This window comes from Crenothrix polyspora, assembly GCF_900163755.1.
Lineage (GTDB): Bacteria > Pseudomonadota > Gammaproteobacteria > Methylococcales > Methylomonadaceae > Crenothrix > Crenothrix polyspora.
In genome coordinates this window covers 1-8,551 of record NZ_FUKI01000080.1, presented here as the reverse complement: position 1 = coordinate 8,551, position 8,551 = coordinate 1, and the positions used below count along the sequence as shown (strand labels likewise).

8 protein-coding genes are annotated in these 8,551 nt (G+C 44.9%); all 8 read right to left on the bottom strand.

All coding sequences use genetic code 11. The annotated features are described in order from the left end of the window. Positions 1-27: 27 nt before the first annotated feature. The gene (locus tag CRENPOLYSF2_RS18765) at positions 28-171 is read right to left on the bottom strand and encodes a hypothetical protein (RefSeq protein ID WP_176371037.1); all 144 of its coding nucleotides are present in this window, start codon (positions 169-171) and stop codon (positions 28-30) included. A 300-nt stretch (positions 172-471) separates the two neighbouring features. After that, complete coding sequence (locus tag CRENPOLYSF2_RS04740; protein ID WP_087142804.1) at positions 472-2,661, bottom strand: multiheme c-type cytochrome; 2,190 nt, start codon at positions 2,659-2,661, stop codon at positions 472-474. 303 nt (positions 2,662-2,964) lie between these two features. Beyond that, a complete protein-coding gene (locus CRENPOLYSF2_RS04735; protein WP_087142803.1) occupies positions 2,965-3,171 on the bottom strand; it encodes a SlyX family protein in 207 nt (68 codons plus the stop codon). Between the two features lie 6 nt (positions 3,172-3,177). Next, positions 3,178-4,425 (bottom strand): c-type cytochrome biogenesis protein CcmI, encoded by a 1,248-nt coding sequence (gene ccmI / locus CRENPOLYSF2_RS04730; protein ID WP_087142802.1) that lies wholly within the window; start codon positions 4,423-4,425, stop codon positions 3,178-3,180. Beyond that, positions 4,422-4,883: a cytochrome c-type biogenesis protein gene (locus CRENPOLYSF2_RS04725; RefSeq protein ID WP_336469717.1), complete on the bottom strand. Its 462-nt coding sequence runs from the start codon at positions 4,881-4,883 to the stop codon at positions 4,422-4,424. Before CRENPOLYSF2_RS04725 ends, ccmI begins: the two co-directional genes overlap by 4 nt. Continuing rightward, positions 4,883-5,413, bottom strand: a complete 531-nt coding sequence (locus CRENPOLYSF2_RS04720; protein WP_087142801.1) for a DsbE family thiol:disulfide interchange protein — start codon at positions 5,411-5,413, stop codon at positions 4,883-4,885. Before CRENPOLYSF2_RS04720 ends, CRENPOLYSF2_RS04725 begins: the two co-directional genes overlap by 1 nt. Further along, on the bottom strand, positions 5,406-7,361 hold the full coding sequence (locus tag CRENPOLYSF2_RS04715; RefSeq protein ID WP_087142800.1) for a heme lyase CcmF/NrfE family subunit: 1,956 nt from the start codon (positions 7,359-7,361) through the stop codon (positions 5,406-5,408). Before CRENPOLYSF2_RS04715 ends, CRENPOLYSF2_RS04720 begins: the two co-directional genes overlap by 8 nt. A 190-nt stretch (positions 7,362-7,551) precedes the next feature. After that, the gene (locus CRENPOLYSF2_RS04710) at positions 7,552-8,184 is read right to left on the bottom strand and encodes a hypothetical protein (protein WP_087142799.1); all 633 of its coding nucleotides are present in this window, start codon (positions 8,182-8,184) and stop codon (positions 7,552-7,554) included. Positions 8,185-8,551 lie beyond the last annotated feature (367 nt).

The following is an 8,551-nucleotide window of genomic DNA, read 5'->3' as shown; positions in this document are numbered from 1 at the left end:
TTACGTGAAACTTGTTTATGGGGGCTGTTATTCGACATTTAAAGAGTGACTGAGTACTAGGTTAAGTAAGGGCAACTCGGTGGTGTATTGCTCAGTGATTCTGGCATCCATGCCATCGCCTCGTACCTCACAGATGTAAGCAATTAAATGAGTACTTGTATTTTCAGACATAACGCAACCCAGCTTGATGAAATAGTCATAAGCTTAGTTGATTTTTAATAGATATTATCTACAGTATTGAACATGGGTAGCTTGAGCTAATGGCATCAAGCTACAGCGTTTTCAACTTAGGACATTTACAGCCACTGTTCCACCGTTCGTGCTGAGCCTGTCGAAGCATGAACTTATTCAAGTTATTTCATACACGTTCCTTAACTGGCTTACGACATTCTGGAACTAAACCACCCCAGCCGAGGTGGTTTAATCATCTGCTTACCGCACTGCTTTCATACCTTACGTCACTGCACCTGATCAATCTGGGTTTGGGCCATTATGACAACTGAAACAGCTTACCTGATAACCTGCTGGCCAATTTTTGCTGCCAAATTCTCCGGCATTAATGGTTTTTGCTATCTTAATCGCACTTAGCGGTGTACCTGCACTGGTTGTGCCGTGACAATACGCGCAACTCGGTGTCGTCGTCGTGCCCTTTTTATTGGCTTTTTCATGTGATTTAACCCACGCATCACCGGTAGTGTGCATACCATGAGGCCCACCATCAACGGTCGTTGGCACTGTTTTATGACACGCTGTACACTCTGCAACAGGTCCTGTATGCCCTTGAACCGCGACACTCTGGGTATTGTCATCAACATGACTGCTTGGGTATTCCGCATGAGTTGCACCGTGACACGCTTCGCACTGCAAACCACCGTGTCCGGTACTGAACCGGTATAAATTTAACCCCGCCGCCGGTGTATTAGCGTTGGTTGCAAAAGTGTGATCCGTTGGCACAGTTGCAATACCGCTGGCATTAACACCAGATAACGCACGTTTGTTAGGCGCGGCACTGTTATGGCAAGACTCACACGTCGGCTCATTGTACCAACCTTGACGTGCTGCATTACCTACAGCCGCCATGTTACCGTGACAACTTTGGCAGCTCATTAATGAATCGCCTTTGCTATCAATCGCTTTACCCATTGCCCCGCGCAAACATTGTGTTGTCTTGCCAGGATGGCACAGATAACACGCTGAACGATCACCAATACTGTCCAATATTAACTGCGTAGCAGGGTCTTTTACCGTGGCGTGTTTGATGTGCAGGGCTTGTGTAAAGGCAGGAATGCCTGTTATACCCCCCATCACTGTTTTTTTATTTTGTTTATCAAAATAAGCGTTGCTGGCATGACAACCCACGCACAATACTGGCTGACCAGAATCGGCAGTCGCCAATAAGCCGGTAGTTTTGTAATTCATTTTAATCAATGCTGACTGGAACAGCGGGGTGGATAATTCTTGTTCATCGTGCAACCGCAAGATGTTTCTCTTCCAGTCTTTCTCCAGATTGGTATCATTCACCCAACCAGCGGCGGGTTTAGCAGCAATTTGCGCCGGATTGATCGAAGTCGTGGACGCATGACAGCCCTTACAGGTCATTTCATCACTCACTGGCAATACGGTTGTGGTTGTCGCTAAAACATTACCCAGCATATCTTTTGCAACCACTTTTACCGTGGGGTAGAAATTCTTTTTTCCGGCATCATCAAACGGTGTAATAGGCAGGCCTTCGGCCTCATACCAACGATACCCCGCGTTATACGTCATGGGTGCTGGCACTAAAGAAGGTGTTTCATTACCTGGCGCAGGGTTGCCAGTAGCAAGACCGTCTAAATTAAGCCCAATATCTTTAGCAGGATTAAGACCAACTAAAAGCCCCACTTCATCCCAGAAATTAGTTTTTTGATAGCTGCTAGTGTTAATAGAACCTGTACTGTCAGCCACTGCTTCATAAGTTAATTTTACATTACTGCTTACCAATGCACCGGCCTTATCCTTCAATTGCGCGTGCAGGGTGTTATACGGCGGTAAAATAGCGAACACAGAAAAATCCAAGCCGTCCATACAGTGCATACCCAAATCATTCCAGGCCAGTAACGTGTAGTTTCCAGCAGCAGGTGGCGGCGTGTTGGCTGTGACTGAAACCGGAATCGTCAGTGTTGTCTTGCTATTTCTCAGTGTAAGAGTTGCAGCGCCAATTTTGACACCCCTGACAGTAACGCTGCCGCTCGCATAGCTTGCGGTGGCGACAGCAGTCTTCGATGATACCACTGACACCGTACCCACAACATTAGACACAGTAATACGGGCTGTACTACCAACAGCTACCGTAACGGAAGCTGGCGAAACCGCTAAAGGAGGTGCTTTCACGGTAACGACAACCCTCTTAGACGTTTTTTTGTCTTTCACCGTAATAACAACAGAACCTGCTTTAATAGCATTGACAATTGCAATGCCATTGGCATAGCTCACGCTGGCTAGGGTTGCGTTGTTAGATGCAGCGGTTACAGCACCCGATGCGCTGGACACCGTCAGATTAGCCGTGTTACCCACGACAAGTTGAACCGAAGTAGGACTTACGGTTAGCGCAGATACCGTAGTAAATGCAAACAATACGCTGAAAAACAATAACAATCGAAATACTGAGAGATGAACACTCATAATAACCTCATTAAGGTAAGTGTAGACTCAAAAACAAAAACATTCCCCTGGTTTGGTTTTGAGCAAAAAATGATCATTTTAAATACAAGCAAGAATCACACCGTTTCATATCAATATGATTTACAAAGTAATTTTTATTTTTACGCAAATAAAAGCATACCTTACTTGCAGTGACTGCAAATAAGGTATGCAAAAATGGTATGGTTTTTATAAATACTGGCTAACACACCTAATAAGGTGCATCGGTGAAAGTGTAGCTAATTGTTGAAAGGGTGCAATGAATCTTGATAAACCCTACAGCACTTAATAATGCGGTGGAGTTTGGTCAAGAGATTCATCAGCATTATTTTGACTGGCAAGACTTTTAAGACGCTCACTCAATACCCGACACGTTGCGCCCAAACGATCTATCTGCTGCTGCTGATCACCCACGGTTTTATTTAAAGATTGCAGTAAATCTTCCTGATAGGCTGCTTTTATTTCTAATTCAATCAGTCTACCTGTATCCATAACAACTCACTTTATTTTGTCGTTTATTACAATCTTCTTCAGGTTTTTATCGGTTACCGTTACTTGCCCAACAGTGCCGATTAAATCCCCTGTTTGCGGCATGGCATTACCGGATTTAGAAATCCGCGCCATTAACTTAACCTCTTTAAAGTTAGACAGCTTCATCTTGGGCATCATCGCCGTACTGTCATCTAAGGTAACCGATAACGGCAAATCTGACACCTGCTTACGCACAATGGCTAGCGGCATTTTTGGCCCAGACAAGGCCTGTGCGTAAACAAAAACCGTATCTGTCGGCGCGGCTGCCTGCTTTAAAGCTGCATCCAGGCTCACTTCTACTTTAACACTAACATCAGTAGCAACTTGTGGGCTATCTGCTTGTTGACTGTTGGCGGCTAGTGACAAAATGGCCTCTTTTGGAAGTTGACTGGCCACTTTAGCCAACAACGCCTGAGTTTCTTTCTGTGCATCAGATCCTGCTGGCAATAAGTTTTCCAGTTTTTTCCACAGCAGCATTGCGCCCATAAAATCGTTAGCTTGCGCTTTAGACATACCGCCCAACCATAAGCCATTTAAATTATCTGGCTCCATCTCCAAAGCTTTAAATACCAATTCAGCCGCTTTACCATCAATGGTTTCGTTATTAGCAAACGCCAACGCATCGGCATACATCAACATCACGTCAGGTTTATCACCCAATAAACGATGCGCGTTAGCAAACGCATCCACCGCTTTAGGGTATTGCTGCAACACTTTATAAGACCGCCCCAGCATTAACCAGCCTTCGCCATCATTCGGATTGGCCTTCATTTTAGCCGCCAAACCTTCCACCATTTTATTAATGGCTTCAGAATCCGGCGCACCGGAACCGACTACCGCAACTTCTTCAACACGGTCTATCGCTTGTGGCACACCCAGCTTTACATACAATAGCCCTGATACTAAAGGGATAGCCAATGCCAGCACATACACCATCCAACGACCGTGTGTTTGCGGTGTTTGTGCAGAGGACGTTATCTCCAAATCGTCACCCAAGGCTTGTTTAAGCTCGGCGAGTTGCTCGTCATACAAAGACTGCGACAAGCCACCGGATTGCAACTGCTCTTTAAGTTCTGATAAACGATGCCGCGCAATCAAGGTGTTGCGCTCATCAAAAGCCGCATCTTCTATGGTTTGTGTACGCCACAGCGGCGGCAAAATAATTAAATACGCTGCAAGTAACAGCACAGCCACCAGCACTAAAAACACACTCACACGCCATCTCCTTCATCCAGAAGACGGCTGACTTTCTTCTGTTGTTCCGTATTAATACTTACCCTGGTCGCTGCTGTTTTTCTTCTGCGCACCACAAAAAACACCGTCACCACGCCCGACAACAAAAACAAGCCTGGCGCTAACCACAATAACGTGGTTTTGCCTTTAAATGGCGGTTTATACAACACAAAATCGCCATAGCGCTGGGTCATAAAGTTAATAATATCTTGCTTGGATTTGCCTTGCGTCAGCATTTCCCCTACTTGCCTGCGTAAATCACGCGCCAATTCGGCATTTGAATCAGCAATCGTTTGATTTTGGCACACCAAACAACGTAGTTCTGCATTTATGCTTTCATACGTGTTTTGCAGTTCTGGCGTGGCCATTTGGTGCGCGTCTACTGCAGCCGCAAGCGGCGACAGCACCAGTAATACGGCCAACAAAAGTAATTTCAGCATTACGCCTCCGCCTTTAATTTAGCAATCCACGGCAAAAAAATGGTTTGAATCTGCTCTGCATTAACAGGCCCTGTGTGTTTATAACGCACAATACCTTGTTTATCAACCACAAACGTTTCGGGTACGCCATACACGCCCCAATCAATACCAATACGGCCATCTTGATCCATAATACTGATATCGTAAGGATTGCCCAAGCTTTGTAACCAATTTTTGGCGGCGGCGGGGTCATCTTTGTAATTTAAACCAATAATGGTAACGGCTTTTTGCTGGGCAAACTGGGTTAGCACTTCATGTTCTTCACGGCATGACACACACCAGGAAGCCCAGACATTAAGTAGCCACACCTGACCTTTTAAATCCGCAGCGCTTAAATTTTGTGTGGGATTATCAAGTTTGGGCGCAGAAAACACCGGCACAGGTTTACCAATAAGAGGTGAGGGAATTTCGCTGGGTTTAAGCTTTAAACCCAGCCCCAAAAACACCGCCAGCACTGTAAAAATGGCTAATGGAATAAGATATTTAAGCATTATTGTTCCCTGATTTTTTAGGGGTCACGCGATAGCGTCTATCGCACGCAGCCCACAAACCACCCATCGCCATAAAGATGGCACCCAGCCATATCCAGCGTATAAAGGATTTATAGTAAATGCGCATACTCCACGCGCCTTTGTCATCTAACGGTTCACCAATAGCCACAAACAAATCTCTGAACAGGCTTGCATCAATCGCAGCTTCAGTCATCGGCATGGTTTGCACACGGTACACGCGCTTTGACGGCTTTAAGGTGGCAATGTCTTTGCCGTCATGGCTGACGGTTACTGTCGCTTGTTGCGCTACGTAATTAGGCCCGTCGTGTTGCTGCACGTTGTGGAATTTAAAGAGATAGCCAGACATATCAACCGTATCATCCGGTGCCATGCGAATGTCTTTTTCAATGCTGTATGTGCAGGTAAAGGTAATGCCGGTAATAAACACGGCTATACCTAAATGCGCGACTGTCATACCGTAAAAGCCGGCGGGAATGGTTTTTAAACGTTCAACGCTCAAGCCTTTCGATCCTACTCTATCCATAAACGATAAGCCGGTTGTCACCACTACCCACGAGGCTAACACCATGCCAATCACTGCACCGATAGCATAAAACGGCATCAACAATGGCACTGCCAAACCAAACACCACACAACCGAGCAACAACCAGCGCACGCGAGTCGCCAGCGCACCGATGTCATCACGCTTCCAGCGCAACAACATGCCTAAACCCACAGCTGCACCCAGCGGTGCCATTAATGGGATAAACACGGCGTTAAAATACGGCGGGCCAACGGAAATTTTACCCATACCCAAGGCATCAATCACTAACGGGTATAAAGTGCCAAGCAAAATGCTGGCCGCTGTCACTACCAAAAACACGTTATTCAATAACACCACGGATTCTCTGGACACCATCTCAAAACCGGCGCTGCTTTTAACCGCAGGTGCTTTAATGGCGTACAAGGTTAACGAACCACCCACGACGATGGCTAAGAAAATCAGGATAAATAAACCTCTGGCCGGATCGCTGGCAAAGGCGTGTACCGAGGTCAATACGCCAGAACGCACCAAGAATGTGCCCAATAAGCTTAACGAGAAGGCAAAGATAGCCAGTAATAACGTCCAGGTTTTAAACACGCCGCGCTTTTCGGTGGCCGCTAACGAATGGATCAGCGCTGTACCGACTAACCACGGCATAAACGAGGCATTTTCGACCGGATCCCAAAACCACCAGCCGCCCCAACCCAGTTCGTAATACGCCCACCAACTGCCCAAGGCAATACCCAGCGTCAAAAACATCCAGGCAATATTTGTCCAAGGTCTGGACCACCGTGCCCATGCTGCATCCACGCGACCTTCTAATAAAGCCGCAATGGCAAACGAAAATGCCACCGAAAAACCCACGTAACCCATATACAGCATAGGCGGATGAATGGCTAAACCTGGATCTTGCAACAAGGGATTTAAATCGCGGCCTTCTTGTGGCGCAGGAAATAAGCGTTCGAAGGGATTGGAGGTCAGTAATAAAAACAGGATGAAGCCAATAGAAATCAAGCCCATCACACCCAACACTCTGGCTACGGTAATGTCAGGAATACTACGGCTAAAACGCGCCACTAAGGCCGTCCAGATGGTGAGTACTAACGCCCACAACAACAAAGAACCCTCGTGTGCGCCCCATACACCGGATACTAAATACAAGGTTGGTAACGCGGTATTGGAATTGCTGGCGACGTATTTAACCGAAAAATCGTGGGTTAAAAAGCAATAGGTTAAACAGCCGTAAGACACTGCCATAAACAACAGCTGAGCAAACGCTGCCGGCCGTGCCACGGCAATCCAGCCTGATATAGAGCGTGATGCCCCAATGAGCGGTAAAAAACTCAAGATAATAGCCATGCACAAGGCAAGGCTCAGTGAAAAATGCCCTAGTTCTGCAATCATTCTTGATGACCTTTAACATCTCTGTTCATAAGCGTATTCTCAGTATTTTTCACGATTTATTTTAATGGGTTGGCTGTAAGGCTTTATAAGCTTAGATGCTTGGCGGATGTGATCTCTTAAAACAAACTGGCTTGCATATTTTAATACGGGTCAATTTAAGCTGCCGTGTTAAATACGACAGTTTTGAGAATTATTTGTGTGTACTTAAATCAAATGCGGCGAGTTGCAGTTTACACAACTCCAAAATCGACACTAATACATTAAATAAAACGTCCAGATCCTCAATGACAAAACGTTTAGTGTAAAAAGTAAATCGCTGTTGCTCTAATTTAGCAATTTCCCAAACTTCACCATTAGACACCAAGCCATAAACTGCGAGATGCTCAGTGTTATTGATTTTTTGAATGGCCACCATTTCTAAGCTGCATTGTGCCCAACCTTGCGAAAAATTGTCCTTTTTAGCTTCAACCACCGCCAACAAAGGAAAGTCGAAAATAATTTTTCCTAATTCAGAGCGTTTTGAGATTAAATAATCAGGAATTCCTGTTAAATTATCATCGTATTCTAATGATTGATGACTCCAAATTGAAAAAATATCGGCATACAATTTCCAAGCTGCTTTTAGCAGCGGATAGATAAGATTTTCACAAATAGCCGCTTCGGAAACATTATAAGCCACTTCTTTTAATGTAAAAACAATGTCTTGCTGGACAGCTTCTTGCATTATAGCTGTTTTAATTATTACAAAATCTGCTTCAGCGTAATGGATTTTATAGTGCTTTAATACAGCAGACAGCGATTTGAGTTGATTGGTAAAAGCCATATTTTTAGAGCATTAGAAAAGTAATCATTCAACACCTAGAATATTCAATTTTTGCTAACCATGCTCAATTAAAGATGTCCGAGTAAGTTCAAGATAATCGAAAGTAGTTAAGGCCAAAACAATCTGAGGCAAATACTTGGAAAATATGTCTTTAAGCTCCTTATTAGCTATATTTCCACTAGAAACTAGTACTTAGTCACTCTTTAAGTGTCGGATAAAGCTTTTTCAATTTTATCCGAGCATACTCATTAGTAAACCGCCATTCCATAGGTTGAGCAAGGGCGTTTCTTTTTTCTTGCCATGCTGCAATTTCCTTTTTTAACGTATCTTGGTCTGGAATGCGTTGATCCAAACACTGACGCGACAG